Raw genomic sequence first — 26,064 nt, 5'->3', positions numbered from 1 at the left:
TTATGGACATTCGGCTTATGTACTCATCGGCAAGGTCAACTTGGTATCAATTCCTGACCACTGGACTACTTGTGGTATTCGCGGGGACCCCACTGACGAGGGTCGACGCACAACAACTTGTACCATTTGGCGACGTACCGGCGACCGGGAATTTTTCCGAGGCAGAGATCGCCACTCGGGGACGACAGCCAGATCGCCCGCTAACGTACACGCCGTGGCGCAAGGTATGTTTCAAGGCCACCCAGGAGGCCGGGTCGAAAATGGTTTGTCGCACGACCATGAACGGTAAATGGGACACGGGTCAGATCGCAATCAGAGTCGATCTGATCGAACGAGACGGCGATCCGGTTGCTCGCCTGCAGATTTTTATGCCCCCTGGATCATTCTTGCAGCCCGGCATCAAATTGACTGTTGACCAGGGCTCGCCCGTGCAAATTCCCTATGTCATTTGTCTCACCAATGGTTGCGTAGCCGGAAGTGTAGCGACTGCTAGCTTAATTCATGATCTGGAGTCAGGTCAGATGCTGGTCTTAGAGACTGTTAATTCCAATGTTGTCGGTGTGACCAACTCACTTCCCCTCAAGGAGTTCGCCGAAGTTCACCAGGGAGCACCGGCGCAAATATTTGAGCAGAGACTTGAGGGGGATTGGGAGCATTAGACAGTTGGCGAAACCCTCGCTGCCTCCAAGGGCTGACGGCCGCGGATCATATCCGACGCCCTGTCGGCGATCATCATGGTCGACGCGTTGAGGTTCGCCGAGATCATCCGCGGCATGATCGAGGCGTCGATCACGCGCAGGTTCTGCAAGCCGTGGACGCGGAGCTGATCGTCGACCACGGCCCAGCTGCTGTCGGCCGGGCCCATCCGGCAGGTGCATCCCGGGTGAAAGGTGGTGGTGCCCCGCTGGGTCGCGGCGGCCAGGAATTCATCGTCGGTCTGCACGCCGGGTCCGGGAAAATCCTCGTAGGCGTAATAGGGCGCGAGCGGCGCGGAGGCGAGCAGCCGCCGCGCCAGCTTCATGCCGGCGACGACGGTGCGGCGGTCGAGTTCTTCGGCCAGATAATTGGTCTGGATGATCGGCGGTTCGAACGGATCGGCGGAGCGGACGCGGACATAGCCGCGGCTTTCGGGCCGCTGCTGCCAGGATGCGACCGTCATGCCGGGCTCGTTTTCCAGCTGCCCCTGCACGCCTTCCATGTAGCTCGCGGGCGTAAACGTCAGCTGCAGGTCGGAACTCTCAGTGGTCTCGCCGGAGTGCCAGAAGCAATAGACCATGGTCGGCGACAGCGACAGCAGGCCGCGCCGCGTCGTCGCCCATTTGATCGCCTCCCCGATCAGCCTGAGTCCGCGCCGGCGTTCGTTGATGGTCTTGATGTTCTTGACGCGGGCGACCGAACGCGGCGCGTAATGGTCCTGCAATCCCTCGCCGACGCCTGAAAGCGCGTGGCGCACCTCGATGCCGAGCGAGCGCAGCAGTTCCGGCGATCCGACACCCGACAATTGCAACAGTTGCGGCGAGTTATAGGTGCCGCCGGCGAGGATCACTTCTTTGGCCGCGCGCACTTCCGTGATCGCGCCGCCCCTGCCGCCCCTGGCGTAGCGGACGCCGACGGCGCGCTTGCCTTCGAAGATGATCTCGGTCGCATGCGCATGCGTCCGCACATGGACGTTCGGCCGTTTCATCGCCGGATGCAGGAAGGCGGTTGCCGCACTGACGCGCAGGCCATTTCGAATCGTGCGCTGGGCGTAGGATACGCCCTCCTGGATCGCGCCGTTGTAATCCGGGTTTCTGGGAATGCCGAGACTGATCGCGCCGGCCATGAACGCCTCGCACAGCGGATCCTTCCAGTCCATGGTGGTGACCGTCAGATTGCCGTCGCGCCCGCGAAACGTATCCTCGCCCTCGCCGACCCGCCGCTCCAGCCGCTTGAAATACGGCAGCACATCCGGATAGCCCCAGCCGCGATTGCCGAGTTGCGCCCAGGTGTCGAAATCCTGGCGCTGGCCACGGTTGTAGATGTGGCCGTTGATCGAGGAGGAGCCGCCGAGCGTCTTGCCGCGCGGCGCATAGATGCTGCGGCCCCCCGTCCACGGGCCCGGCTCCTGCTGGTAGGCCCAGTTGATGCTCTTCATGTGAAAGGTTTTTATAAAACCCGCCGGCAGATGGATGTAAGGGTGCCAGTCGCGCGGGCCCGCTTCGAGCACGCAGATGCTGGTGCCGGCATCTTCGCTGAGCCGGTTGGTCAGCACGCTTCCGGCAGAGCCGGCGCCGACGATCACATAATCGAATGTATCCATCGCCTTTATTTCCGGGCGGTCCGCTACCGCGCCTTCTCGTGCAGTTGATAGGTAAGATGCGCCTGCACCGTCGGCCATTCGCTGGCGATGATGCTGTAGACCACCGTGTCGCGCAGCGTGCCATTGGCTGCGATCTGGTGGCTGCGCAGGATGCCGTCGAGCTTGGCGCCGAGCCGCTCGATGCCGCGCCGGCTCTGATGGTTGAAGAAATGGGTGCGGAATTCGACCGCGATGCAATCGAGTTTTTCGAAGGCGTGGCCGAGCAACAGCAATTTGCACTGGGTATTGACCGCGCTGCGTTGCACGGCTTTCGCGTACCAGGTCGAGCCGATCTCGACCCGCCGGTTCGGCGCATCGACGTTCATATAGGTGGTCATGCCCGCGATCCTGCCGTCGGCATCGAAAACCGTCCACGGCATCATGGTGCCCGCCGCCTGCAGCCCGAGCCGGCGATCGATCTCCTTGCGCATGTCTTCAGGCTTCGGAACGAAGGTGTACCAGAGCTTCCACAGCTCGCCGTCCTTCACCGCCTCGGTCAGTCCGTCGACATGATCGTGCGACAAGGGTTTTAAGCTCGCGTGCGGGCCGCTCAGGGATATTGGTTCAAGCCAGGGCATTAGACATCCTCTCCCCTCATCCTGAGGAGCGCTTCACTTGAAGCGCGTCTCGAAGGATGAGACCACGGTGTGCTGCTCATGGTTCGAGACGCGTCGCAAGAGCGACGCTCCTCACCATGAGGGTTAGAGCAGATCGATATCATTACTTGTTATCATCACTTGTTCAGAAAATTCAGCGGCAGGCCGGATCGGGGCCAGTCCATCGCGATCAGTTCGCCCTTGCCGGATAGCGTGATGTAGGCGGTCTTCAGTTCCGGACCGCCGAAGGCGATGTTGGTGGTGACGCGGTCGCCGGTCGGTACCTGCTCGACGATGCTGCCGTCGGGCGCGATCACGGAAATGCAACCCGAGATCAGCGTCGCCACGCAGACATTGCCGCAAGCTTCCACCGCCAGCGAGTCGAACATCTGGTAGCCGCCGAGCCCCGCGATCGGCTTGCCGCGTTCGCCGCGATAGATCACGTCGCGCGGCTTGACCTCGCCCGGCTCGGACAGGTCGAACGCCCACAGCCGCGCCGTCGGCGTCTCCGCGACGTAAACCGTCTTCTCGTCCGGCGACAATCCGATACCGTTGGCGGGCAGCATGCCGAAGCCGCCTTCGACCACCTCGCCGGCGCCGGGCTTCATGTAATAGAATGCGCCGACATCCATGTCGCGGGCGCGGCGCTTGCCCAAATCCGTGAACCAGAGCCCGCCGTGCTTGTCGAACACCAGATCGTTCGGCCCCTTCAAGGGATGCTCGCCGCATTTGTCGAACAGGGTTTCGACCTTGCCGGTTGTGAGATCGACGCGCTGGATCGAGCCGCCGATATATTCATGCGGTTCGGGCGCGCCCGGCATCATGGTGCCGCGCGAGGGCATCCAGCTGAAACCGCCGTTATTGCAGATATAGCATTTGCCGTCGGGGCCGATCGCCGCGCCATTGGGGCCGCCGGGAATTTCCGCGACCACCTCCTTGCGGCCGTCCGGCCACACCCGGGTCAGCCGCCGGCCGCGGATTTCGACCAGCACCACCGATCCATCCGGCATCACCACCGGCCCTTCCGGGAATTCGAGACCGGTGGCGAGTACGCGAACGCTGGACATGAAATCCTCCCGGCTTTTCTTAAGCTGCAGGCGGATTCCAGGCTGATTCCGCACCGCGCAACGACTTCGTTGCGCGATGTTATGGCAAAGCCGATCTCGCTTGCCAAGCAACCACCTCACGGGGACGGCGCAGGGCAGCCCCGCGTGAGGCCTACTCCCTGACCGGCATCCAAATCTCCAGGCCGCCATTGCCGGTGAGCGGATCGAAATTCTCGTCGTAACGTTCGAAGCTGGGCGCGTCGGCGGCCTTCAGCCCCGACGCCGGCAGCCAGTGATTCCAGATCGTGTTGATGGTGCGGCGGATGGTCGAAATGTGGTCGCGGTGGGTGAAGACCGCGTATTTCGCTTCGGGGATCCGAACCCGGCTGAACTCGCGCGGCAGGTCGGAGAAGTCGGATACCTCGACGCCCGAGATATAATCGAAATTTCCGGCGTCATCGCCGTTGCAGCAGACGCCGTAGGCGACCTGCCCGACCCGGCCGGGAATATTCTCTACGGACTGATTGAAGCGCTGCCATTGGCCGGGAATGCCGGCCCCGTTCTCATGGTTATAGCGCTCGCCAATACCTGCGACGAGCATCGGCTTGCCGGTCTCAAAACGCGGCGGCTGAAGATTGTCTGTGAGGGTTGAATTCATGAGGATCGGCTCCTGAAGCCTGAGGTTATCGAGGCACGCCGAACTGCGAACCGCTTCGGGCGTGACCCCGAAATGGTCGCGGAACGCGCGGGTGAATGCTTCGTGAGAGCCGTAATCCGCGTCCAGCGCGACATTGAGGATATCGGGCGCGCCGCCCGCGAGCGCACGCGCCGCCTCGCTGAGGCGCCGGGCACGCACATAGCGCATGACCGGGAGCCCCGTCGCGGCGACGAACGCCCGCACCATGTGAAAGCGCGAAACGCCACCGACGCCGGCGATTTCGTCGAGGGTCAGTTCGCCGGCGAGATGGCTTTCGATGAACCAGAGCGCCTTCTGGGCAGGATTCATGGGATCATGGCCTTCGTTCGAAGCGCTGATATCATGACCCTTTGGCGCGCGCTTCATTTGACAGTCCTTGCTCTCGCCCGCCTGCAGCCGGAACCGACAGCTGGTTCCGCTCTGCGGAAAATAGCGACGAAGGCATCGCTGGCCACGTCAACCTAATCGTGCATACTGCGCCCGCATTCAATCCGACGGCTCACAAAGCTGCCCTACAACAAGACTGCCTGAGCCTCGGCCAGCACGTCAGGGAGGACGATGATGCACCACCGTGTCTTGAGCCATGCCAAATCCGCCTTACTCGCGGGACTTCTTGCGGCCGCGGTCGCGAGCACAGCGAGCGCGCAGAAGAAATACGATCCCGGCGCCACCGATACCGAGATCAAGATCGGCAACATCATGCCCTATTCGGGACCGGCGTCGGCCTATGCCACGATCGGCAAGACCGAGGCGGCCTACTTCAACAAGATCAATGCCGAAGGCGGCATCAACGGCCGCAAGATCAATTTTATCAGCTATGACGACGGCTACAGTCCGCCGAAGGCGGTCGAGCAGGCCCGCAAGCTGGTCGAATCCGACGAGGTGCTGCTGATCTTCAATTCGCTCGGCACCCCCAGCAACAGCGCGATTCAGAAATACATGAACGCGAAGAAAGTGCCGCAGCTTTTCGTCTCGACCGGCGCCGCCAAGTGGAACGACCCGAAAGACTTCCCGTGGACCATGGGATGGCAGCCCAGCTACCAGGTCGAAGCCCGGATTTACGCGAAGTACATTCTGCAGAATTATCCCGGCAAGACCATCGGCGTTCTCTACCAGAACGACGATTTCGGAAAAGACTATGTGATCGGGCTGCGCGAAGGCCTCGGCGATCAGGCCGACAAGCTGATCGTCGTCGAAAGTTCGTATGAAACGAGTTCGCCGACGGTGGATTCGCAGGTCGTCCAGATCAAGGGCGCCAATCCCGATATCTTCATCAACGTCGCGACGCCGAAATTCGCCGCGCAGGCGATCAAGAAAGTCGCCGAACTGGCTTGGCATCCGGTGCAGTTCATCACCAACGTGTCGGCCTCGGTCGGCGGCGTGATGAAGCCGGCCGGCTATGAGGCCAGTCAGGACATCCTGAGCGCAGCGTACCTGAAGGACCCCAAGGATCCGAAATGGAAGAACGACGCCGCCATGAACGAATGGCGCGCCTTCATGACCAAGTGGTATCCCGAAGGCGACCAGGAAGACGCCTCCACCACGTTCGGCTACGGCGTCGCGAAGGGGCTGGAACAGGTGCTGCGGCAGTGCGGCGACAACCTCACCCGCGAAAACATCATGAAGCAGGCCGCCAACCTGAATTTCGAGATCGGCGTCTATCTGCCGGGCACCAGGATCAAGACCAGCCCGACGGATTTTGCTCCACTCGAGCAACTGCAGATGATGCGATTCAAGGGCGAGAGCTGGGATTTGTTCGGCCCGCTGATGTCGGGCGAGAAAAGCAGCTGAGCAGGCTGGTCCGATAATGTCGCGCATCCCGCTCGTTCGGGAGGCGTCGTCTCATTTGTGCGGTAACGGTCGCGAGGCAAGCGCAGTTGCACCTCTCCCATGGGGAGGCCTCACGATAGACCGTACCCCCTCACCCCACCCTCTCCCCATGGGAGAGGGAGCGCACCGTCGTTGTCGTAAGGGAGAAGCGAATATCGATTTAGACAATTGCGTCTTACTTCGCGGCGGCCGGCGCCCCATCCTTGGCCGGCGGTGTCTCGGCCTTCTTCTTCTGATCCTCGGCCACTTTTTTCTGCGCCGCCTGCAGGTCGTCGACGATCTTCTGCAAACCGGCAACGGTCGCTTTCAAGCCTTCGATCTGCCGGTTGGCGGCATCAAGCTTCTGCTGATGATCGGCGCCGAGCTTGCCGATGGTTTTTTGCAGAAAGTCGACGTTGCTCTGCAGGCAGCTGGTGCGCCGTTCCATGGTCTTTTCGACGGTACAGATTTCGATGCCGGGCACGTCCTGCGCGCGGGTGGATGTCGGTATGCACGGCACCAGCACAAGCGACACCATGAGAGCGATTCGGCCTATCATCAAAAATCCTCATCTTAGAGAGCGCAAGACACGGTCAATTTGTCGCGAGCTAACTGCAAGGCGGCGAAGATATCACACTGAAACCTCATTCGCGCGTTGAGGTTTCGCGAACAGGACCCCAGCTAGCAAGAGGGCGCGGGACGCAAGCGGCGACTTTGCGCGTGTTACGGAGAATCAAGGAATGGCAACGCGTGAACGACGGCTCGCGGAGTTTAACAGCGCAGGAGAACCGCCGCCGGATCAGCCGGTTCAGGTATTGTGCGAGGACCACAGCGGAACCTATCAACTGCCGTTCGCGTGCCGTTTCATCGATGGCGCGTGGCGCAATCATGAGTCGGGCGGCGCGGTCGAGGCGACTGTGGTCGGCTGGCGGCTGCACCGGCCTTAGTTGCGATTCAACGGCATGGCTTGGCGGCACTGTCCCAAAATGCAACGGATCGGGCGAGCGTCGGAGGTCAGGATTAAGGTCCGGAACGCGCGACGAACGAAACGCGTCCGAATCGGAAGGGAACACCGGGTGCGGTTGCGTTCACGGCTAGATTTCGGCGGCCTCGGTGGACGGTCCACCACATCCAGCGCAGCGCCGCTTTCGCGGCGGCAGGTGCCAAGCCTCAATGGTTAATGGTAGTGCCGGCCGATCGGGCCGCCATTGCCGGATATTTCCAGGCATCACCCGCGCTACCTTGTCGGTGACCACCATGCGGCGCCAATTGGCGCGTCTGAGGGCGCGCGTGAAACGCGCGAACCCGGAATCTCGAGGACATTCAATCGCACATCACCTCGAGATTCCAGATCGGTCCGCGTCGCGGACCGTCCGGAATGACGAAGACGCGGGAGGAGCCGATCCCATTCGGCGTCATTCCGGGGCGCGCGAAACGCGCGAACCCGGAATCTCGAGGACACTCAAGCGCACATCACCTCGGGATTCCGGATCGGTCCGCGTCGCGGACCGTCCGGAATGACGAAGACGCGGGAGGAGCCCTAGGCTAACCCCGATTTGCCGGATACGATCGCCCGCATATTCACATACGGCCGCTCAAGAGCCGTCCCGGGAGGAATAGCCATGAGATCGATATCCGGACATTTTCGCGCGCTCCTGCTCGGCATCGCCGGCGCGCTGTTGCTCGCTGGCTCGGCCGACGCCGCCGAGGTCCGGGTGATGATTTCGGGCGGCCTGACGGCGGCCTATAACGCGCTGGTGCCGGAGTTCGAACGCCAGACCGGCAACAAGGTGCTGACCGCCTACGGGCCCTCGATGGGGACCACGGTGAACGCGATCCCGGTCCGGCTGGAGCGGGGCGAGCCCGCCGATGTCCTGATCATGGTCGGCTATGCGCTCGGCGACCTCGCCAAGCAGGGCAAGGTGATCGCCGACAGCCGCGTCGATCTCGTCAAATCGCCGATCGGCATCGCGGTGAAAGCCGGCGCGCCGAAACCGGATATTGCTTCCGCCGACGCGGTCAAGCGCGCGCTGCTGGCGGCGAAATCGGTCGCCTATTCCGACAGCGCCAGCGGGGTCTATGTCTCGACCGAGATGTTCGAGAAGCTCGGCATCGCCGACGCCATGAAGGACAAGGCTAAAAAGATTCCCGCCACGCCGGTAGGTGAAATCGTCGCGCGCGGCGACGCCGAACTCGGTTTTCAGCAGATTGCCGAGCTTCGTCCGGTGTCCGGCATCGATATCGTCGGGCAATTGCCGCCGGACCTGCAGAAGATCACGGTGTTTTCCGCGGGCATCGCTACCGTCTCGAAGGAGCCCGACGCCGGCCGCGCGCTGATCAAGTTTCTCGCCTCTCCGGCCGCCCACGACGCCCTCGTCAAGAGCGGCCTGGAGCCGATCCCGGCGAAGGTGACGAATTAGGCGCATTATCAATCCACGTACAGGCGCCTTCCAGCAAGGTTCGTCATGCCCGGCCTTGTGCCGGGCATCCACGTCCTTCTTGATGCTATGCCAAAGCAAGACGTGGATGGCCGGGACGTCTAGCGCGAAGACGCGCTTCGCGCTTTAGCCCGGCCATGACGAAAAAGCAGAATAGCTACTTCGTCCGGATCGGCGTGTCCTTCAGGCCGTTGTTGTCATAGGCCTTGCGCAGCATGCCGTTTGACGTCGCGTCGGTCATGAACTTGGTCACGAACGCCAGCGCCAGCGGGTGGTTGAGCGGCACCGCCACGGCGGTGATGGTCTTCTTGAAGGTTTCATCCAGTACGCGCGTGCCCGGTATTTTCTTGGCCATGGCATTGAGTTGGTCGCGCGACAGCGCGAACGCATCGATCTCGCCGCTTTTCAGCAGGCCGACGATTTCGTCATAGGTCTGGTAGCCCGTGACCTTGGCGTTCTTCAGATGCGCGACCGCGCCGCGCATGGTGGTGGTGTTGTTGACTGCGGCGACCTTGACGCCGGGCTGGTCGAGGGTTTGGAAGTTCGTCGCCGTTGAGCCCGCTTTCACGATGTAGGTCGCGTCCGCAACCTCATACACCGGCCCGAACGACATCCTGGTCTCGCGCTCCGGATCTTTCGGCAGGAACGTGACGTCCCAAGTGCCTTTCGAGGCGGCGTCGGTGATCTCTCCGGAGTTCTGGTGCACGACATATTCGACCGGCACCCCCAACTGCGCCGCCATTTCCTTGCCGAGATCGACCGGCACCCCGGCATAACCGCCTTCGCGCTTGGTGGACCAGAATGCGCCGCCGGCCGGGCTGATCGCAATCGCCACCCTCAGCTTGCCGGTCGGCGCCATTTCGTCCTTCAGGCCATCGGCGCTGGCCGGACCGGCCATCAGGACGGAGACACCGAGAATGAGGCCGGCAATGCGCGGCAAGGATTGATTGAACATCGATTTCTTCCTCCCATCGGCTCGTTATGGTCGAGCCTTCACCGGCCATTGTGGTCGATTGCGGGAGGCGTTGAAACCCAATTTCCGGACCGAATCGAGAAATTTGTTTGCGGCAGGTATCGCGATTCGATTGAGAAATGAAAAAAATCGCAAAGGATATCGGGTCCATTGACGATCCGAGCTTCGCCGGACCCGATCTGCTGGGCCTACTCGGCTCCGGCGGTATTGTAGCGGGAGAGGTCGCAATCGGGTTCGGCATATTGCCGGCGGCGAATCCCTTCGCGATCTTCAATGACGCTCGGACGGCAACGCGCTTGCCAGGCAGCGCTCGCCTCCGCGTCGGCCTTCTGCTGCTCCGGTGTCCGCGGCGGCGCCGCGCGAATGACGTTTCTGCCATTGATGACGAAGTCGGTGGATTGGCTGGGCGTAAGCGGGCCCCCGGCGGCTGCCGCCGCGTTGCCCGATGCCGGCGCGGCGGCATTTGTGGGTTGCGAGGCACCCGCACCGCCTCTGTGGTCCGTCGCAGCTTGTTGCGCCGACGCCGTCGAGACACCGGCGGCGACTATGATCAAGGCAGTTAGAACCGTACGCATTTTTACAAACGTCTCCGAGGGAGAAGAAAAAGGCGCTTCTCGCGCTCCCCGTTTTTACCTTTCGAGATATTGAGCAACAGTAACGCAGGCGGGTTACCGCACCGGCAACGGAATGCGTCGAATTCTAGCAATGGTCTTTGCGCTATCCAGGCGCGGCGGCAACTCGTCGCCGTCAGTTCGTCCCCGCCGCGGGCACCTTGATCTCCGCCGGCAGGATGATCGCCGCCGCAATCACCAGCAAACATAGCCCCGCGAACGCGTGCAGCATGGTGACAAAGCCGCCCTGCTGGTACAGCCACGCGACCAACCCCACCGACGCGCCGGCGGCGGTGAAGCCGACGAAATAGCGCACCGCATAGGCGCGCGAGCGCCATTCCTCGCTGGTGTATTTGCCGACCATCGCGTCATTGACCGTCACCTGGCCGAACGCTCCCATCACGATGCCGATCGAGGCCAGGATCAGCGGCAGGTTCGACAGCGTCGCCGCCAGATACAAAAACGGCGCCAGCATGAACGACAGCGGCAGGCTGACGGCTTTGAGCGAGTGCCGGTCGATCAATTTGCCGATGGTGTATTGCGTCATCGCGCCGAACACGTAGACGCAGGCCGCGATCACGCCGAGCAGCGCCGGGCTCTTGGTGAGGTCGCTGAGCCGCTCGGCGAACAGCTTGGGCAGCGCCACCGTCACCGCGTTAAAGGTGGTGGAGATCGCGATCACCACGATCAGCAGCGCCACCACCACCCGCCACATGTCGTTCTTGGCCACCCGCGCCTGTGCCGCCGCCTGCTTGACGCCCGAGCGGTCTTCGTGAACCACCATGCGTATGAAGCCGACACCGATCAGGATGGTGACGATGCCGGGGATGATGAAGGCCCAGCGCCAGCCCAGAAATTGCCCGACCACGCCGGTGACCAGCGCCGACGACGCCACGCCGAGATTGCCCCAGACGCCGTTGAGGCCCATCTCGCGGCCGAGCCGGTCGGCATAGGACACGATCATGGCGGTGCCGACGGGATGATAGATCGAGGCGAACAGGCCGATCGACAGCAGCGCCGCGCCGAGCTGCAGCGGCGTCTGCACGAGGCCGACCGCGATCATCGAGACGCCGATGCCGGCAAAGTAGATCGCCATCATGTGGCGGCGGCTCCAGCGGTCCCCGAGCCAACCGGTCAGCAGCGAGCCGGCGCCGAAGGCGATGAAGCCCGGGGTGGCATAAGGCAACAGCTCGGAATAGGCCATGCCGAGCGCCGGCCCCATGACGATGACGGCGGCGGCGAAGATCAGCATCGAATAATGATCGATAAAATGGGCGGCGTTGACGAAACCGATCACCCGCGCAGGGCTGTTCATGGGTCGAATCCTCTGGTCACCTGGGTTAGGTTATAGGTGCTTGTCCTGACGGGATGTCGCCAATGAGTATCGCTGACACGCCAATCGCAGCCTTCGGGGGGAATCGCCCCGCGACCGGCGGCGTCCATCTGGTGGCGCGGCATTACCGAAAGGGCGTGCGGCTCGGCACCCATATGCACCGCGAGGCGCAACTGGTTTATGCCGCCCGCGGCACCATGCAGGTCACCACGCCGAAGGGGCGCTGGCTGGTGCCGCCCGACCGCGCGGTATGGGTGCCGCCGCGTCTTGAACATTCGATCGATGTGCTGGCGGATATCGAGATGCGCACGCTTTATTTCGACCTGGCGTGGCTGGCGCGCGAGCGGCGCAGCGACAGCCTCGGGGCGGAATTCGTGGTGCGGGTATCGCAGCTGTTGCACCAAACCATCCTCGCACTGTTCGATGGCCGCAATGACCCCGATCGCAACGATCTTCTGGTCCGGCTGGCCATGCTCGAACTGCATCACGCCGAGGATTCCACGACCTTCATTCCGCTGCCGCATGAGGCGCGCTGCCGGCGCGCGGCCGATATCGTGCTCGGCGATCCCACCGGCATGCACGAGATCGAGACGCTGGCGCGCGAGGTCGGAACCTCGGCGCGGACGCTGTCACGGCTGTTCTCGTCGGAGACGCAATTGAGCTTCAAGAGCTGGTACCAGCGCGCACGCATCGCGGCGGCGATCGAACGGCTGTCGATGGAGGCAAATGTCTCGGTCAAGCAGCTCGCCGCCGACCTCGGCTATGCCAGCGTGCCCGCGTTTTCGCACGCCTTCCGGCAGGTCACCGGCAAGACGCCGACGGAATTTTCGGAAGCGAAATAGAAATCGACAGGTCGTGACCAATAGCGAAGCGCCACACCAGGCAAGGCCGTCATTACCCGCAAAGGCGGGTAATCCAGTAAACGCCGGCGAGTACTGCTTGCCCCGCATTCGCGGGGCATGACAGCTCTTTTGCGGAGGCATAACTCTTTTTTGCGCTACGCTAGCCAAAATTGCCCGCTTGATTGTGATCCGCTCCGCCTTAAATCCATGTAACATTCCGTCCGGTCTGGAACCAACTTGCCCGCCATGAACAACGCCTTTTTTTCGGACCTGCTGGCCTCGATTTCCGAGCGCGGCCGCACCCTGCTGCGCCGCGCGGGCTCATCGGAACCCAAACAGGACGGATCCGAACTGATCGAATTATGCGAGGCGCTGCTGTCGGGCCGGGGCGAGGCGTCCGGGACGGCGATGGCGCGCGAGGTGCTCGACCGCTATCATCACCTCGACGAGGCCGGCCGGCTTTCGTTCTTCCGAATGCTGGCCTCCGGTTACGGTCCGGACCGGGAAAAGCTGGCGCAGGCCATCGAGAGCTGGCGCGCACAGCCAAACGACGATGACGCCAGCGACCTGCATTTTGCGTCCGAACCGCGCCGGCAGGAATTGATCCGCCGGCTCAACCGCGCGCCGGGCGGCACCAGCGAGCTGGTGGCGATGCGCGCTGATCTGCTTCACCTCATGAACGGCCACAAGGACCTTGCCGCGCTCGACCGCGACGTCGTGCACTTGCTGTCGTCATGGTTCAACAGGGGATTTCTGGTGCTGCGCAGGATAGACTGGTCGACGCCCGCAAACATTCTGGAACAGATCATTCGCTACGAGGCGGTGCATGAGATCCGCGACTGGGACGATCTGCGCCGCCGCATCGACCCCATCGACCGGCGCTGTTACGCCTTCTTCCACCCCGCGCTGGTCGACGAACCCCTGATTTTCGTCGAGGTAGCGCTGACCGAATCGATCCCCGGCGCGATCGCGCCGCTGCTGGCCGAAGACCGCAAGCCGGTGCCGGTTGAGCGCGCCCGCACTGCGGTGTTCTACTCGATCTCCAACACCCAGCGCGGGCTCGGCGGAATTTCCTTCGGCAGCTTCCTGATCAAGCAGGTGGTCGAGGAACTACGGCGCGAATTGCCGAAACTGGAGAATTTCGTGACGCTGTCGCCCGTGCCGGGCTTCATGCAATGGCTGAAGCAGGGGCCGGACGTTCCGGTCTCCGACGAGGACCGGGCGCTGCTGGTTCATCTCGATGAGCCCGACTGGTTCGACAATGTCGAACTGGCGGCGCAGCTGCGCTCGATTCTCGAACCGCTCGCGGCATATTATTTCCTGAAGGCGCGCACGGCGAAAGGCCGGCTGATCGATTCAGTGGCCCGGTTCCATCTCGGTAACGGCGCGCGGCTGGAGCGGATCGACTGGCTCGGCGATCTCTCTGCGAAGGGCCTGCGCGAATCCGCCGGGATCATGGTCAACTATCTCTACCGTCTCGAGGACATCGAGAAGAACCACGAGGCCTACGCCAACCAGGACGAGGTCGCCGCTTCCAGTGCGGTGAAGAAATTGCTGAAGGGCGAAGGCCGGCGCTTGCTGGATATGCGGCTGTCGTGAGCTCCTGAACGGGAAGCATTCAGCGCTTTCTTTCCGTCATGGCCGGGCTTGTCCCGGCCATCCACGTCTTCTTTCCTAAATGCTGTGAAGACGTGGATGCCCGGCACAAGGCCGGGCATGACGAGGAGCTACGAAGCCAGGGCCTTCATCTCCGCATAGAGATCGGATTTTCCTTCAAAACCGATACCCGGCAGATCCGGCATCGTGATGTGGCCGTTCTCGACCCGGACGCCATCGGGGAAGCCGCCATAGGGCTGGAACAAATCCGGATAGCTCTCATTGCCGCCGAGGCCGAGGCCGGCCGCGATATTGAGCGACATCTGATGGCCGCCATGCGGAATGCAGCGGCTCGGCGACCAACCCTGGATTTTCAGCACTTCGAGCGTGCGCTGGTATTCGCACAGTCCATAGGACAAGGCACAATCGAACTGCAGCCAGTCGCGGTCGGGCCGCATGCCGCCGTAGCGAAGCAGATTGCGCGCGTCCTGATGGCTGAAGAGATTCTCGCCGGTGGCCATCGGCCCCGGATAGAATTCAGCCAGCGCGGCCTGCAGCTGGAAATCGAGGGGATCGCCGGCCTCCTCGTACCAGAACAGCGGATAGTCGCGCAGCATTTTGGCGTAGGCGATTGCCGTCTCCAGATCGAACCGGCCGTTGGCGTCGACGGCGAGTTGCGCCTGGTTGCCGATCTCCTCGAGCACGGCTTCGATGCGCTTGCGGTCTTCCTCGATCGGCGCGCCGCCGATCTTCATCTTGACGACATTGTAGCCGCGGTCGAGATAGCCGCGCATCTCGCCGCGCAGCATCGACAAGCCCTTGCCGGGATAATAGTAGCCGCCGGCGGCATAGACGAACACGCGGGGATTGGCGGTACGGCCGTGACGCTCGGCGAGCAGTCGAAACAGCGGCTTGGCCGCGATCTTCGCCACCGCGTCCCATACCGCCATGTCGATGGTGCCGACCGCGACCGAGCGCTCGCCATGGCCGCCGGGCTTTTCGTTCGACATCAGCGTCGCCCAGACCTTGTCGGGATCGAGATTGTCGCCGGTCTCGTCGAGCAGCGTCTTCGGATCGGCTTCCATCAGCCGCGGCGCGAAACGCTCGCGGATCAATCCGCCCTGCCCGTACCGGCCGTTCGAATTGAAGCCGTAGCCGACCACCGGTTTGTCGTCGCGGACGACATCGGTAACGACGGCGACCAGGCTGGTCGTCATTTTCGTAAAATCGATATAGGCGTTGCGGATCGGCGAGGAGATCGGTTTGGTGACTTCGCGGACGTCGACGATGCGTACGGACATGGTTTTGGCTTTCGGGAGGCGATCTATTTATTATTCATCATGCCCGGCCTTGTGCCGGGCATCCACGTCTTGACAGTGTCGCGGCGGGAAAGCCCGGCCATGACGGCTTTTCCATTGGCGGCATTTCGAGTCCAGATCTCAGGACGATTGCTTGTCGCGAAAATACGGCTCGACCGGGCCGTGGACCTTGATGGAGAGCGGGTTGCCGTAACGATCCTTGGCGGCGCCGGCGGTGACGCGGACCCAGCCCTCGCTGACGCAATATTCCTCGACGTTGGTTTTCTCGATGCCCTTGAAGCGAATGCCGACATCGCGCGCCAGTATATCCGCATTGTAGTACGGGCTTTTCGGATCGCTCGAGAGACGGTCCGGCAACTGGTCGGGCGATGGGTCGGTCATGGCGTCATTTCCCTCGTTCACAGCAGTGCCTCGATTTCCCGGGTCAGCCCTTCCGGTTTCGCGGTCGGCGCGTGCCGCGCCACCACCTTGCCGGAACGATCGACCAGGAATTTGGTGAAATTCCATTTGATCGACGCGCCCAATAGCCCGGACTTCTCGCCCTTCAGATATTGATAGAGCGGATGGGCGTTATGGCCATTGACGTCGATCTTGGCAAACATCGGAAAGCTGACGGCATAGTTGCTGCTGCAGAACTGTTCGATCTGCGCGGCGTCGCCGGGTTCCTGGCTGCCGAACTGGTTGCACGGAAATCCGAGAACCGAAAAGCCGCGCGGGCCAAGCGCCTGATGCAGTGCCTGAAGTCCGCGGTATTGCGGCGTGAAACCGCACGCGCTCGCGGTGTTGACGATCAGGAGAACCTGACCCTCGAACCGCTGCAGCGGAATCTCCTGGCCGGCAAGCGACGTTGCCGTGAAATCGTAAACGCCAGCCATCGTGGTCTCTCAAGCCTTGAACGGGATTCTCAGCTGACCGGATCGACCGGCGCCGATGGCGTTCCGCCGGCTTCGATCGCCTCTCCTGCCAGCAGGCACAGGTCCTCGCGGTAGCGGCTGGAGACGACCTGAACGCCGACGGGAACCCGTCCCACCAATCCGGTGGAGACCGTTAGCGCAGGCAGCCCCATGAAGGGAATAGCAATTTGGGTAAGTTGCGCGCGCCATACCCGGGCAAAGGAGGCGTCATCGCGCAGATCGAGGCCGTCGGGAAAGGGTAATTCCGCGGATACCGGCATCAGCAGGACCGAATAGGTCTCGAAAAACTGCAGCCATTCGCGGGTCAAGGTCGCCCGCCGCGTCAGCGCTTTCGAGAACGCGGCGGCGTCGAACGGATGCACCTTGGCCTTGTTGCCGCGCAGGCAGGCCAGTGCTGCGGGATCGCCTTCGCGCTCGGCGGCGTCCAGTTGCGCTTCATAGCCGTCGCCGAGCCAGAGCTTGGTCTGGAGGTCGGCGGCCTCGCGCAGCGGCGGCGTGGTCTCGATCGTTTCGACCACCCATCCTGCGCGCTCCAGACGCCTGGCGGCGTCGGCGACCGCCGCCTTCACCTCGGGAACCGTTTCGAGACCGTCGGGATGCAGACACAGCGCGGCCCGCTTCGGCATGACAGGCCCCTCGAGCGGCGCCGGCACCCACCAGGGATCGCGCGCGTCCTTGCCGGACATGGCGGCCAGCACGATCCTGAGATCGCCGATGGTGCGCGCCAGCGGGCCCGACACCGCGCTGATTTGCGGTCCGATGGTGCGCTCGGGCAGCGATGCATTGAACGCCGCGATGCGGCCGACGGTCGGCCGCAGCCCATGAACGCCGCAGGCATAGGCGGGATAACGGATTGACCCTGCGATATCGGTGCCGTGCGCGATATGGCCGATGCCGGCTGCCACCGCCGCGCCTGCCCCGCCGGAGGAGCCTCCCGGCGTGATACCCGCGTCGCGAGGATTTTTGGTGTCGCCATGGATCAAATTGGTGGTGAACCAGCGGTAGGAAAACGCCGGGCAGTTGGTGCGCCCGAGAATCACCGCGCCCGCCTTGCGCAGATTATCCACCACCGGGCTGTTGGTCTTCGCGATCACGTCGCGCTGCAGTTTAAGGCCGTTGGTGGTGGCGAAACCGGCCTGATCGATATTGACCTTGACGGTAACCGGCACGCCGGCCAGCGGACCGGCGTCTTCATTGCGCGCGATGGCGGCATCGACCGCCGCGGCCTGCGCCAGCACGTCTTCCGGCCGATGGTCGACCACGGCGTTGATTTTGGGGTTGACCGCGTCAAGCCGCGCCAGCGCGGCCGATGCGGCCTCTTTTGCCGAAACCTTTTTCGACCTGATCAGGGCCGCGATATCGGCAGCCGACAGACGCCAGAGATCTTCCATTGCTTCCTCCGTTCGATCGCCGGTGTTGTAGCGCTGCCGACGGCGCAACGCCATCGCGAAGCCGCCGCGCCTGCCTAGAGCCTCGGTTCTGATTGAATCAGAACCGAGGCTCTAGACTAGATTCTTGTTTTGACGCGTTTTCTTCACGCGAACCGGTATCCACTTCGCTCGAAAACGCTTTAGAGGCCAGCTCAGCGCAGGCGGGCGAGATAATAGGCGAGATCGGCAATCTGCTCCGGCGTCACCGGCTGCAGCACTTCCGCCATGGTGCCGTCGTAGCCGTGGCGGGTATTGTCCTTGTATTCCCGCATGGTCTTGGCGAGATAATCCTCGCGCTGATCGGCGAGCCGCGGAATATTGTCGCGCCCGGAAAAGTCGGCGTTGTGGCAGGAGTTGCAGTGGTTCTGCTGCACCAGCGCCTCGGCACGCTGCAGACGGGCAGGGTCGCCGGCGTCGGCCGGCGGCGCAGGTTTCGGCAATTTGCCGATGAAGTCGGAAAAGGCGCGGAGATCGTCATCGGTGAATGCCTTCGCCATCTCGTTCATCGGCTCGAAGGTGCGCAGCTTTTCGCGAAACATGAATAACTGGATCAGGGCGTAGGCGGGCTGCTGGGCGCCGAGCGACGGCGTATTTTCGGTCTCGGACTGGCCGTGCTCGCCATGACAGCCAAGGCAGGGCACGGCACGCTCCTCGATGGTCTCGGCACTCGCCGAGGAAGCGACAAGCGCGAACGCCACGGCCGCAATTAATTTACGCATGATGCGGTCCTGATTTTTCGTTATTGCAACCAACGGACGAAGCGATCAAACTCCGTCATTCCGGGATGGTGCGTTAGCACCAGACCCGGAATCTCGAGGTTCCGGGTTCGATGCTTTGCATCGCCCCGGAACGATGTGTCTCGCTTACTTCGCAGCGACCTTCGGCTTGCCGTAGCTGACGCGGTAGACGGCGCCGTTCCAGTCGTCGGAGACCAGGATAGAGCCGTCCTTCATCTGCATCACATCGACCGGACGGCCGAGGTAGTTATTGTTTTCCAGGAAGCCCGTGATCAATGGCTCGATCGACTTCACCGTGCCGTCCTTGTTCAGCTTGACCACCACGACATCCCCGCCGGCCTTGTTGGACCGGTTCCATGAACCGTGCCGGGCCACGATGATGGCGTTCTTGTAGCTCTTCGGGAACATGTTGCCGGTATAGAACCGCATGCCGAGCGAGGCCGTGTGCGGGCCCATCAGGCCGACCGGTGGCGTGAATTCGCTGCAGGAATGTCCCCAGCCGAATTCAGGATCCGAGATATTGCCCTGGTAGCAATAGGGCGCGCCGAAATCCTCGCCGACCTTGGTGACGCGATTGAGTTCGTCCTGGGGAACATCCTCCGACATCCAGTCGCGCCCGTTGTCGGTGAAGTACATCTGCTTGTTTTCCGGATTCCAGTCGAACCCGACGGAGTTGCGAACGCCATAGGCGACCACTTCCGCGCCTGACCCATCGAGATTCATGCGCCGGATCTGGCCATGGGCATCATCATGCAGGACGTTGTTGCCGGGTTGCCCGACCGGAACATACAGCTTGTTGTCGGGCCCGATGGCGATGAACTTCCAGCCATGGGCTTCGTCCTTGGGCAGCTTGTCGTAAATGACGGTCGGTTTCGGCGCATTGTCCAGATTGTCTTCAACCTTGTCGATCTTGGAGACCTGCGACAGTTCGGCGATGTAGAGCGTGCCGTTGTGGAATGCGACGCCGTTCGGCCGATACAGGCCCGAAGCCAGCACCTTGACCGATCGCTGGCCGTCCTTGTTGACGACGGCATAGACCTTGTCGACGAGGCGGCTGCCGACAAACACCGTTCCCTTGTCGCCGAGCGCCAGCGAACGGGCGTTCGCCATGCCGGCCGCATAGACCTCGATGTTGAAGCCGGGGGGTACCTTGAGCTTTGCCGTCGGCAATTTATCCGCCGCCGTCGCAATCGGCGGCCCCGCCACAGGGGCGAGCTTCGCCGCCGCTGCGCTGTCCGCGGGCCGCCCGATCAGCGGTGAGCCGGGCGGAAGCGCAGGCGCGGCGGCAGGTGCCGAGGCAGCGGGCGGATTGGCCGGCTGCTGCGCGGCAGCCTCCAGCGTAAAGGCACCGATAAAAGCGCCAGCGAGCAACAGGCTGCGCGGCGCGAACGAGCAGTTCATCATAGCATCCTCCCCTTTGTGGAAGCCTTTATCCTGGCGCGGGCGAGCGCGATGCTCGTGCCGGTGGTCTTCCCGGGCGGCACTCTCTAATATTTTTGCACCGATGCGCAATCGGAAAACGTCCCCGACATTCCCAGGCGCACGTTAGCGCGAACCCGGAATCTCGATATTGTCCTGTTATTCCCCTGGGTCACGTCGAGGTTCCCCCGATGCGCAATTGCACACCCGAGGTCTGCTCCTTCGGACCATCCCGGAATGACGTCGTCGGTGAAATGGCGGCCTGTGCCGTCAGTGCTTTGTCGCGCGTTCGATTGAGAAGTCGAGAATCGCCTCGGCAAACGGAAACTCGAGAACGATCTCGCCTTCATCATCGGTCACTTCGAGAGTCGCGTTCAGCAGGCCGCGTCCGGCGCCTTCGGTCTTCAGCAGTTCCCGGATCATGGCCCGCGCAACTTCCCAGGCGCGATCGGGATTGCGCAGCTCTTCCCCTTCGGGATCGGAGATCAGCTCATCGCCGATCCGTGTGTTGAAAAAATACCGGGGCATGGCCGAAATCCCACTTCGGTTGAGGGCTCCCGTGCAGGAGCCGGCGACATCTCACAGGAACTTTATCAGGAACTCACATATCGACGTGGTGACGAAATCAGCATCCGGCACGCTGACGACACTCTGAACCCGTTGATCCGCCTTTGGTTTGACCGGAGGGCGCACAAAAGCGTGAGTTCCCGTTGCGACGCAACATAAACCTGCGGAGGCAAGGCCAAAAGATTTCGCTGGCGAACTTTTTGAACGGTATTAGTTTATCCCCAGGGCGGAGTTCGTCCGGTTTCAGAAGGAGAGCCAAATGGCGTGGAAAACACCGAAAATCGTCGAAGTGCCGGTCGGCATGGAAATCAACATGTATGCGTGCGCCGCCCGCAAGTAAGCGGTCGCCATAACTACACCTTCAACGCAGGTGGACCTCCAGATGTGACACGCTCTCGATCGGAGCGCGCGCGTGCTGGTGTCCACCTTCGAAGCTTTTGAGCTGAAAGCTTTGGAATTCCGGGAGACGGGTCATGCTTCGCGTCGTCGTCCTGGGCGCCGCGGCAGGTGGTGGGGTTCCGCAATGGAATTGCGGATGCCGGGTTTGCCGGATCGCGCGAACCGAGCATCCCGAACTTCAAAGCACCCAGGCTTCGATTGCGATCAGCGCCGATGACGAGCACTGGTTTCTGGTCAATGCCTCGCCGGATTTGCGTCAGCAACTGATCGCGACACCGCAGCTTCACCCCAAGGCGGGACAGCTTCGTCACAGTCCGATCTCAGGCGTGATCCTGACCAATGGCGAGGTCGATGCGGTCGCAGGCCTTTTATCGATGCGCGAGGGTTCGCCGTTCACGATTTACGCGCACGCAAAAGTGCTTTCGATCCTGAAGACCAACAGCATCTTCAACGTGCTGAACGAAAAGAACGTGCGTCGCGCGCCGATCGAGGCGGACCGGGCATTCGAGCCGGCATTGCCAGACGGTTCGCCGTCCGGCATCGAGATTCTGCCGTTCGTCGTTGCCGGCAAAGGCGCCTGGTATCTGGAAGGCAAGGCTCACCCCGGCGGCGGCGATGGCGCGGGCGACACGCTCGGGCTTCGGATCACCGACAAGGCGACGGCCAGGTATTTCTATTTTCTCGCCGCCTGCGCCGGCGTAACCGACGATCTCAAGACCCGGCTCGCCGGCGCGCCGCTGATCTTCTTCGACGGCACGGTCTGGCGCGATGACGAGTTGATTCAGGCCGGCCTCGGCAACAAGACCGGGCAAGGCATGGGACATATCGCAATGTCAGGGGATGGTGGCGCGATCGAAAGCCTCGCCGGTCTCGATATCGGCCGGAAGATATTTCTGCATATCAACAATTCCAATCCGGCACTGCTGCGCGCGTCCGCCGAGCGCCAGATAGCCGAGCGCGCAGGCTGGCAAATTCCCGCTGATGGAACGGAGATTACGCTTTGAATGCGATGACCCTAACCGGGATGAGCGCCTTTTCGCTGGGTGCGGGCGCGCCGCTGCAAAACGCCGAACAGCTGGAAGCGGCGCTGCGTCACATCGGCGCGACGCGGTATCACAATTTGCATCCGTTTCACCGGCTGCTGCACGGCGGCAAGCTCAACAAGGGCCAGGTGCAGGCCTGGGCGCTGAACCGCTACTATTACCAGAGCACCATTCCGATCAAGGACGCGGTGGTGATCTCGCGCTTTCGCGACCGCGGCACCCGGCTCGAATGGCGACACCGGATCGAGGATCATGACGGCGATCTCGGCACCGAAGGCGGCATCGAACGCTGGCTGAAACTGACGGAAGGGCTCGGATTGGACAGCGCCTACGTGGAATCCGCCGAAGGCATCCTTCCCGCGACACGCTTCGCGGTGGACGCCTATGTGCATTTCGTGCGCGACAAGACGCCGCTCGAGGCCATCGCCTCCTCGCTGACGGAACTGTTCGCGCCGAACCTGCATGAAGAACGCATCTCGGGAATGCTGGCGCACTACGATTTCGTCAACCCCGACATCATGAGCTATTTCAGCCGGCGCATGCAGCAGGCGCCCCGCGACGCCAACTTCGCGCTCGACTACGTCAAGACCCATGCGAATACGCCTGCGGAACGGGAAGCGGTCTGCAATGCGCTGTTGTTCAAGACCAATGTGCTTTGGGTTCAGCTCGACGCGCTGTATCATGCCTATGTCGATGGCCACGTGCCCCCCGGCGCGTTTGTTCCCGGGGAAAAGTAGCAACAAGCCAGGACGGACCGATGGCAGGCCGCAATATCAGTGTCAGCGAAGCCAGCCGGCCGGTTTTGCCGCGTCACGCCAAGCTGAAGTTCGACGAGACCCGGCAGCGCTGGGTCATCCTGGCGCCGGAGCGCGTGCTGGCGCCGGATGAGATCGCGGTGGAAGTGCTTCAGCTCTGCGACGGCGCGCGCAGCGTCGCTGATATCATCGACCAGCTTGCCGAAAAATACGCCGCCGAGCGCGACGCGATCGCCACCGACGTCATCGCCATGCTGCAGGACCTTGCCGACAAGGGATTTTTGACCGAAGCGCGCGAGAAGACCTCATGAGCCCCACGCTTACCGAATCCGTCATGGCGGCCAGCGATCCCTCCGACGGGCTCGCGGTGCTGGAGAGCCGCGGCTCGACCGCCGAGACCTTCGGCATTCCGCTCGCAGTGCTCGCCGAACTGACCCACCGTTGTCCGCTGCAGTGCCCCTATTGCTCCAATCCGGTTGAGCTGGAGCGCGGCGGCAGCGAGCTTTCGACCGAAGAGTGGAAGAAGGTCCTCACTGAACTCGCCGAGATCGGCGTGCTGCAGATCCATTTTTCCGGCGGCGAGCCGACCGCGCGCAAGGATCTGGTCGAGCTTGTGCAGCACGCCAGCGATGTCGGGCTGTACTCCAATCTCATTACTTCTGCAGTGCTGCTGACCAGGGAGAGACTTTCTGCGCTGGCCGATGCCGGGCTGTGCCATGTGCAGATCAGTTTTCAGGGCAACGAGCCCGTCGTCGCGGACCGGGTCGCCGGCTTCAAGCACGCGCATCAAAAGAAAATCGAAGTCGCGAAGTGGACCCGCGAACTGGATTTGCCGCTGACGGTCAACGCGGTGATGCATCGCCAGAACCTGTTCCAGTTGCCGGACATTATCCAGATGGCGGTCGATCTCGACGCCGACCGGCTGGAAGTGGCCAATGTGCAGTATTACGGCTGGGCCCTGAAAAACCGCGCGGCGCTGATGCCGACCCTGGAACAGATCGAGGAAACCAGCCGCATCGTCGAGGAAGCCGAAGCGCGGCTGAAAGGCACGCTCGCGATCGACTATGTGGTGCCGGATTATTATGCGCTGCGTCCGAAAAAATGCATGGGCGGCTGGGGCCGGCAGTTCTTCAACATTTCGCCGGCTGGCAAGATCCTGCCCTGCCACGCCGCCGAGTCCATCACCGGGCTCGAATTCGAATCGGTGCGGTCAAATCATTCGATCGCCTGGATCTGGCAGAACTCCGAGGCCTTCAACCGTTATCGCGGTACCGGCTGGATGCCGGAGCCGTGCAAGAGCTGCGAGTTCAGGGAAGTCGATTTCGGCGGCTGCCGCTGCCAGGCCTTCGCGCTGACCGGCGATGCCGGCAATACCGACCCGGCCTGCACGCTGTCGCCGCTGCATGAGCAGATTTTCAAGCAGGCCGAAGCGGAGGCCGCCGCCGACAACAACCGTTTCATCTATCGCAATTTTGCCGGGGGAACGCCCGAGACGGGCGGCGACCATGGCGCCTGATGCCGACGCGGGAAAATCCTCAAGCCGACGGTCCGATCCGTTCGCGCCGCTGACGTCGCAGCTGCTGCCGGTCGGCGACGGCCACGAGATTTACGTCGAAAGCGTCGGTCGGGCGGACGGTATTCCCGCTATCTATCTGCACGGCGGGCCCGGCAGCGGCTGCCAGCCCGATCACCGCAGGCTGTTCGATCCCGAGCGCTTCCACGCGGTTTTGTTCGATCAGCGCGGCGCTGGGCGAAGCCGCCCGAAAGGCCAGCGCAACCACAATACGCTGCCGCATCTGATCGCGGACATGGAGTTGATCCGCGAGAAATTTGGCATCGAGCGCTGGATGATTGTCGGGGGATCCTGGGGCGCGACGCTGGCGCTGGCCTATGCGCAGGCGCATCCCAATCGGGTCACTGCCATCGTGCTGCGCGCGACTTTCCTTGGCACCCGCGCCGAACTGGAAAACGCATTTCTCGACGCGCTGCCGCGGTTCTATCCCGATCTCAGTGATGATTTTCTCGGGGCGTTGCCGGAAGAAGAACGCACCCAGCCGCTCGATTCCTATTGGCGCCGCATTCTCGATGCCGATCCCGCGATACATGGCCCGGCCGCGCGTGCCTGGCATGACACCGAGCGGATACTGTCCGAGCACGCGTCAGGGCGGGTCCGGCTCGATCCCGCTACGCTGAACTCGACAGGAACACTGCCCGCCACGCCGTTCATGGAAGCGCATTATTTCCAGAACGACTGCTTCATGAAAGCGGGCCAGCTTTTGGCCGAAGCCGGAAAGCTCAATGGGATCCCAGGCCTCATCGTGCAAGGCCGCTACGATTTGCTGTGTCCGCCGGCAACCTCGTACGCGCTTTGCGCGGTTTGGCCCGACTCAGACGTTCGCCTGGTAGAGGGCGCCGGCCATTCGCTGTACGATCCCGGCGTCCGGGATGCCGTGATGAGGGCGATCGCGGATCTAGCCTCGAAAATTACCACATAAGGACTGCCGAAAATGCCGCTGGCCGGAAAAGGAATGCTGCTGACGTCGATGGACATCGATCCATCGGACGAAACCAATTTCAACCGATGGTACGACCGCGAGCATCTCGAAGAGCGCGTGGCCATCGACGCCTTCCTCGAAGCCCGCCGCTACATCGCACACCAGGGCGCGCCGAAATATCTTTGTCTCTATTCCACCGAAACGTTCGACGTGCTCGACAGTGCGGCCTATCGCGCTGCGCTGGCCAATCCCACCGATTGGTCGAAGACCACGATGGCGCGTTTCAAGAACATGATCCGAGCGGTCGCCCGCATCACCATCAGCCGCGGAAAGGGCCGCGGCGCCGCGCTGGGCATCATCCGCATCCGTCCCGAAACCGGCGCTGAGAACAGATTGCGCGCCGCGCTGCGAGAGAAACTCGATCCGGAACAGCACGACGGAATAATCTCGATGCATCTGATCGAGAGCGATCCCGGGCTTTCCAGACCGATCAACGCCGCCGCCGGGGTTTCAGCTCCCGGTGCCGGCGACTGGTTTGTGCTGATTGACGGAACGGATGTGAACGCGGTCTCCAAAGTCATCACGGCGCGCTTCACGGGCCCCGCGGCGTTCAAGGGCGGAACACAGATATCGTCGGGCAGCTATGTCCTAATGTGGGATCTGGCGAAAGGCGACCTTTCGGCGGTCTGAACTTGTCGTGATGCCGC

Annotated in this window: 28 protein-coding genes; 13 read left to right on the top strand and 15 right to left on the bottom strand. The window is 62.4% G+C overall.

The window, feature by feature from the left end; genetic code table 11:
- The first annotated feature begins 2 nt into the window (after positions 1–2).
- Positions 3–659, top strand: coding sequence for an invasion associated locus B family protein (locus B5527_RS05710; RefSeq protein ID WP_079600423.1), 657 nt, complete (start codon positions 3–5; stop codon positions 657–659).
- Here B5527_RS05710 and B5527_RS05705 read toward each other — a convergent pair.
- From B5527_RS05705 to B5527_RS05690, 4 genes are all read right to left on the bottom strand, one after another.
- The gene (locus tag B5527_RS05705; protein WP_079600422.1) at positions 656–2,299 is read right to left on the bottom strand and encodes a GMC family oxidoreductase; all 1,644 of its coding nucleotides are present in this window, start codon (positions 2,297–2,299) and stop codon (positions 656–658) included. The two genes, B5527_RS05710 and B5527_RS05705, sit on opposite strands and share 4 nt — an antisense overlap.
- Before the next feature lie 23 nt (positions 2,300–2,322).
- Positions 2,323–2,916: a GNAT family N-acetyltransferase gene (locus B5527_RS05700; protein WP_079600421.1), complete on the bottom strand. Its 594-nt coding sequence runs from the start codon at positions 2,914–2,916 to the stop codon at positions 2,323–2,325.
- Between the two features lie 155 nt (positions 2,917–3,071).
- Positions 3,072–4,001, bottom strand: a complete 930-nt coding sequence (locus B5527_RS05695) for an SMP-30/gluconolactonase/LRE family protein (RefSeq protein ID WP_079600420.1) — start codon at positions 3,999–4,001, stop codon at positions 3,072–3,074.
- Between the two features lie 151 nt (positions 4,002–4,152).
- A complete protein-coding gene (locus tag B5527_RS05690; RefSeq protein WP_079607098.1) occupies positions 4,153–4,986 on the bottom strand; it encodes an AraC family transcriptional regulator in 834 nt (277 codons plus the stop codon).
- Positions 4,987–5,235: 249 nt separating this feature from the next.
- Between B5527_RS05690 and B5527_RS05685 the strand changes: the two genes are divergently transcribed.
- Positions 5,236–6,468: an ABC transporter substrate-binding protein gene (locus B5527_RS05685; protein ID WP_079600419.1), complete on the top strand. Its 1,233-nt coding sequence runs from the start codon at positions 5,236–5,238 to the stop codon at positions 6,466–6,468.
- Between the two features lie 214 nt (positions 6,469–6,682).
- On the opposite strand, the gene B5527_RS05680 is transcribed toward B5527_RS05685, so the two are convergent.
- Positions 6,683–7,024, bottom strand: coding sequence for a hypothetical protein (locus B5527_RS05680; protein WP_079600418.1), 342 nt, complete (start codon positions 7,022–7,024; stop codon positions 6,683–6,685).
- A 202-nt stretch (positions 7,025–7,226) separates the two neighbouring features.
- Here B5527_RS05680 and B5527_RS05675 point away from each other — a divergent pair, with 202 nt between their 5' ends.
- The gene (locus B5527_RS05675; protein WP_079600417.1) at positions 7,227–7,433 is read left to right on the top strand and encodes a hypothetical protein; all 207 of its coding nucleotides are present in this window, start codon (positions 7,227–7,229) and stop codon (positions 7,431–7,433) included.
- 675 nt (positions 7,434–8,108) lie between these two features.
- On the top strand, positions 8,109–8,906 hold the full coding sequence (locus B5527_RS05670; protein WP_079600416.1) for an extracellular solute-binding protein: 798 nt from the start codon (positions 8,109–8,111) through the stop codon (positions 8,904–8,906).
- A 175-nt stretch (positions 8,907–9,081) separates the two neighbouring features.
- Here the strand turns inward: B5527_RS05670 and B5527_RS05665 are convergent, their stop codons facing one another.
- From B5527_RS05665 to B5527_RS05655, 3 genes are all read right to left on the bottom strand, one after another.
- Complete coding sequence (locus tag B5527_RS05665) at positions 9,082–9,822, bottom strand: ABC transporter substrate-binding protein (RefSeq protein ID WP_079607097.1); 741 nt, start codon at positions 9,820–9,822, stop codon at positions 9,082–9,084.
- A 263-nt stretch (positions 9,823–10,085) separates the two neighbouring features.
- On the bottom strand, positions 10,086–10,472 hold the full coding sequence (locus tag B5527_RS05660) for a hypothetical protein (protein ID WP_154072038.1): 387 nt from the start codon (positions 10,470–10,472) through the stop codon (positions 10,086–10,088).
- A 172-nt stretch (positions 10,473–10,644) separates the two neighbouring features.
- On the bottom strand, positions 10,645–11,823 hold the full coding sequence (locus tag B5527_RS05655; protein ID WP_079600414.1) for an MFS transporter: 1,179 nt from the start codon (positions 11,821–11,823) through the stop codon (positions 10,645–10,647).
- A 62-nt stretch (positions 11,824–11,885) separates the two neighbouring features.
- Between B5527_RS05655 and B5527_RS05650 the strand changes: the two genes are divergently transcribed.
- Both B5527_RS05650 and B5527_RS05645 read left to right on the top strand, forming a co-directional pair.
- Positions 11,886–12,683 (top strand): AraC family transcriptional regulator, encoded by a 798-nt coding sequence (locus B5527_RS05650; protein WP_079600413.1) that lies wholly within the window; start codon positions 11,886–11,888, stop codon positions 12,681–12,683.
- Between the two features lie 246 nt (positions 12,684–12,929).
- Entirely contained in the window at positions 12,930–14,282 is a 1,353-nt protein-coding gene (locus B5527_RS05645; RefSeq protein WP_079600412.1) for a malonyl-CoA decarboxylase, read from the top strand.
- A 128-nt stretch (positions 14,283–14,410) separates the two neighbouring features.
- Here B5527_RS05645 and B5527_RS05635 read toward each other — a convergent pair whose 3' ends face one another.
- The 7 genes from B5527_RS05635 to B5527_RS05605 form a co-directional block, all read right to left on the bottom strand.
- Positions 14,411–15,580, bottom strand: a complete 1,170-nt coding sequence (locus B5527_RS05635) for a mandelate racemase/muconate lactonizing enzyme family protein (RefSeq protein ID WP_079600410.1) — start codon at positions 15,578–15,580, stop codon at positions 14,411–14,413.
- A 138-nt stretch (positions 15,581–15,718) separates the two neighbouring features.
- Positions 15,719–15,979, bottom strand: coding sequence for a DUF3297 family protein (locus B5527_RS05630; protein WP_079607096.1), 261 nt, complete (start codon positions 15,977–15,979; stop codon positions 15,719–15,721).
- 17 nt (positions 15,980–15,996) lie between these two features.
- Complete coding sequence (locus B5527_RS05625) at positions 15,997–16,473, bottom strand: glutathione peroxidase (RefSeq protein ID WP_079600409.1); 477 nt, start codon at positions 16,471–16,473, stop codon at positions 15,997–15,999.
- Between the two features lie 29 nt (positions 16,474–16,502).
- The gene (locus B5527_RS05620) at positions 16,503–17,903 is read right to left on the bottom strand and encodes an amidase family protein (protein WP_079607095.1); all 1,401 of its coding nucleotides are present in this window, start codon (positions 17,901–17,903) and stop codon (positions 16,503–16,505) included.
- Between the two features lie 191 nt (positions 17,904–18,094).
- Positions 18,095–18,661, bottom strand: a complete 567-nt coding sequence (locus B5527_RS05615) for a c-type cytochrome (RefSeq protein ID WP_079607094.1) — start codon at positions 18,659–18,661, stop codon at positions 18,095–18,097.
- 144 nt (positions 18,662–18,805) lie between these two features.
- On the bottom strand, positions 18,806–20,083 hold the full coding sequence (locus tag B5527_RS05610; RefSeq protein WP_154072036.1) for a PQQ-dependent sugar dehydrogenase: 1,278 nt from the start codon (positions 20,081–20,083) through the stop codon (positions 18,806–18,808).
- 285 nt (positions 20,084–20,368) lie between these two features.
- Entirely contained in the window at positions 20,369–20,626 is a 258-nt protein-coding gene (locus B5527_RS05605; RefSeq protein WP_079600408.1) for a DUF6894 family protein, read from the bottom strand.
- 298 nt (positions 20,627–20,924) lie between these two features.
- On the opposite strand from B5527_RS05605, the gene pqqA reads away from it, so the two are divergent.
- The 7 genes from pqqA to B5527_RS05570 all read left to right on the top strand — a co-directional run bounded on the left by pqqA (position 20,925) and on the right by B5527_RS05570 (position 26,047).
- Positions 20,925–21,005: a pyrroloquinoline quinone precursor peptide PqqA gene (gene pqqA / locus B5527_RS05600; protein ID WP_009031067.1), complete on the top strand. Its 81-nt coding sequence runs from the start codon at positions 20,925–20,927 to the stop codon at positions 21,003–21,005.
- Between the two features lie 133 nt (positions 21,006–21,138).
- Positions 21,139–22,068: a pyrroloquinoline quinone biosynthesis protein PqqB gene (gene pqqB, locus B5527_RS05595; RefSeq protein WP_079600407.1), complete on the top strand. Its 930-nt coding sequence runs from the start codon at positions 21,139–21,141 to the stop codon at positions 22,066–22,068.
- Positions 22,069–22,073: 5 nt separating this feature from the next.
- Positions 22,074–22,844, top strand: coding sequence for a pyrroloquinoline-quinone synthase PqqC (gene pqqC, locus B5527_RS05590; protein ID WP_172842824.1), 771 nt, complete (start codon positions 22,074–22,076; stop codon positions 22,842–22,844).
- Positions 22,845–22,864: 20 nt separating this feature from the next.
- Positions 22,865–23,173 (top strand): pyrroloquinoline quinone biosynthesis peptide chaperone PqqD, encoded by a 309-nt coding sequence (gene pqqD, locus B5527_RS05585; RefSeq protein ID WP_079600405.1) that lies wholly within the window; start codon positions 22,865–22,867, stop codon positions 23,171–23,173.
- Positions 23,170–24,378: a pyrroloquinoline quinone biosynthesis protein PqqE gene (gene pqqE, locus B5527_RS05580; RefSeq protein WP_079600404.1), complete on the top strand. Its 1,209-nt coding sequence runs from the start codon at positions 23,170–23,172 to the stop codon at positions 24,376–24,378. The genes pqqD and pqqE overlap by 4 nt, the downstream gene beginning before the upstream one ends.
- Positions 24,368–25,357 (top strand): prolyl aminopeptidase, encoded by a 990-nt coding sequence (gene pip, locus B5527_RS05575; RefSeq protein ID WP_079600403.1) that lies wholly within the window; start codon positions 24,368–24,370, stop codon positions 25,355–25,357. Before pqqE ends, pip begins: the two co-directional genes overlap by 11 nt.
- Positions 25,358–25,369: 12 nt before the next feature.
- Positions 25,370–26,047 (top strand): DUF4286 family protein, encoded by a 678-nt coding sequence (locus B5527_RS05570; RefSeq protein WP_079600402.1) that lies wholly within the window; start codon positions 25,370–25,372, stop codon positions 26,045–26,047.
- Positions 26,048–26,064 lie beyond the last annotated feature (17 nt).

The sequence above is a fragment of the Bradyrhizobium erythrophlei genome (assembly GCF_900129425.1).
Lineage (GTDB): Bacteria > Pseudomonadota > Alphaproteobacteria > Rhizobiales > Xanthobacteraceae > Bradyrhizobium > Bradyrhizobium erythrophlei_C.
Note: the sequence above shows the minus strand (reverse complement) of the source record. Positions and strands in the feature narration are given on the sequence as shown.